This is a genomic window from Arhodomonas sp. KWT (genome assembly GCF_010993615.1).
The window spans coordinates 1-2,200 of sequence record NZ_WNXE01000319.1; the positions used below are offsets into that span (position 1 = coordinate 1).

At 67.2% G+C, this 2,200-nt stretch carries 1 protein-coding gene and 1 pseudogene; both read left to right on the top strand.

Translation table 11 applies throughout. From position 1 onward, the window contains the following. Nucleotides 1-867: pseudogene (locus tag G7A99_RS18400) on the top strand (ribonucleoside-diphosphate reductase subunit alpha); the annotation flags it as partial. A 52-nt stretch (nucleotides 868-919) separates the two neighbouring features. Further along, nucleotides 920-1,981, top strand: coding sequence for a ribonucleotide-diphosphate reductase subunit beta (locus tag G7A99_RS18405; protein WP_163142904.1), 1,062 nt, complete (start codon nucleotides 920-922; stop codon nucleotides 1,979-1,981). The last annotated feature ends 219 nt before the right edge of the window (nucleotides 1,982-2,200 follow it).

The window sequence follows — 2,200 nt, forward strand, 5'->3', positions numbered from 1 at the left end:
CGGCCGGTGGGGCTCGGGCTCATGGGCTTCCACGACGCGCTCTACCGGCTGCGCCTGCCCTACGACTCCGAGGCCGCGGTGGCCTTCGCCGACGAGTCGATGGAGGCGATCAGCTACTACGCCATCCGCGCGTCCACGGACCTCGCTGCCGAGCGTGGCCGCTACGCCAGCTTCGAGGGTTCGCTGTGGAGCCGGGGCGTGCTGCCCATCGACTCCCTGCGCCTGCTCGCCGAGGCACGGGACGGACACCTGGAGGTCGATACCACCGAGCGCCTGGACTGGGCGGCGCTGCGCGAGCGGGTGCAGCAGGTGGGCATGCGCAACTCCAACTGCCTGGCGATCGCGCCCACGGCGACCATCGCCAACATCACCGGCATCTCCCAGGGCATCGAGCCCACCTTCCAGAACCTGTTCGTGAAGTCGAACCTCTCCGGCGAGTTCACCGTGGTGAACCCGTACCTGGTCCGCGATCTCAAGGCCCAGGGCCTGTGGGACGAGGTCATGGTCAACGACCTCAAGTACTTCGACGGTTCCGTCGGCCCCATCGACCGGGTGCCGGACGAGCTCAAGCGCCTCTACGCCACCGCCTTCGAGGTGGATCCCCACCGGCTCGTGGACGCCGGCAGCCGGCGGCAGAAGTGGCTGGACCAGTCCCAGTCGCTGAACCTCTACATGGCCGAGCCCTCAGGTCCGCGCCTGGACGCGCTCTACCGCCATGCCTGGACCGCCGGGCTGAAGACCACCTACTACCTGCGCTCCCGCGGGGCGACGGCGGTGGAGTCCACGGCCGCACCGGTCTCCGCGGCGGGGGAGGAGGGCGCCGACGTCTGCGCCATCGATGACCCCGAGTGCGAGGCCTGCCAGTAACACGACGCCGCGCCCCCGGGGCGCGGACGATCACCGGAGACGGAGTGACATCATGCTGAGCTGGAACGACGAGAACACGGCGCGGAGCGAACCCAGGGCCGCGGATGCCGCCGAGCCCGTGCGCGTTGAGGACAAGCGCGTGATCAACGGCCAGGCGGACATCAATCAGCTGGCCCCGTTCCGCTATCCCTGGGCCTGGGAGTACTTCCTCAAGGCCAACAAGAACCACTGGACGCCGGTGGACATCAACATGTCCCAGGACGTGCACGACTACCACCACCGGCTCACGGACACCGAGCGTCACGTCTACGAGAACGTGCTCGCCTACCTCACCACCGCGGACATCCTGGCGATGCGCAACATCGGCCTGGCGGTGATGGAGAAGATGTCGGCCCCGGAGCTGCAGATCTACCAGGCCCGGCAGGTCTACGAGGAGTCCATGCACACGTGGGCGTACCAGCACTGTATCGAGACCATCGGACTCGAGCAGAGCGAGATCTACAACCGCTACCGGGTGGTGCCCGCCATCCACCGCAAGATCGCGCTCTCCAACCGCCGCCTCAACGCGGTGCTGCGTCCGGACATCGACCTCACCGAGCCCGAGGCCCTGCAGGAGTTCCTGATGTCCTATCTCTTCTTCGCCGCGGTGTTCGAGGGGAGCTGGTTCTACAACGGCTTCAGCCCGATCTTCTCGCTGCAGCGCCGGGGGTTGATGAAGGGCACTGCGGAGCAGCTGCAGTACATCATGCGCGACGAGGTCATGCACTTCACCTTCGGCATGCGCGTGGTGCGCCAGATCATGCAGGAGGAGGGCGTGCGCCCGGACCCGGCCGCGGTCACCGCCATGTGGGAGGAAGCGGACGAGGCCGAGCGGGCCTATTCCGATTACCTCCTCGCTGACCCGATCCTCGGCTACGACGCGGACATGCACCACGAGCAGTTCCGCTTCGTCGCCAACCGCCGGGCGCGCAAGGTCGGCCTCGACGAGCCCTTCCCCGGCGCACGCAACGCCCTGCCGTGGCTCGACGAGCAGGCAAACCTGCGCAAAGAGAAGAACTTCTTCGAGACCCGGGTGACGGAGTACCAGACCGGCGGGGCCCTGAGCTGGGAGTGATCTCACCCCGCGCATGACAATGAGAATCATTGTCATGCGCGGGGGTCCCCTGTATACTCTCTCCCGTCGCGGTCGTGGTGGCGTACGTCAGGACGTCCCCCGGTTCGTCGCCCCAGACGGGCTAGTCAGCATTAGCGTGCGTCCCACGGCCGCGATCCTTTCAAGCAGTCGAGATACCCGGGGCAACGGCGGGGACGCTCCCGCATTGCGCTTACGCCA

What these genes read in the sequence shown, in the direction of transcription:
- G7A99_RS18405 (WP_163142904.1), top strand. Translation starts at nt 920, where the DNA reads ATGCTGAGCTGGAACGACGAGAACACGGCGCGGAGCGAACCCAGGGCC.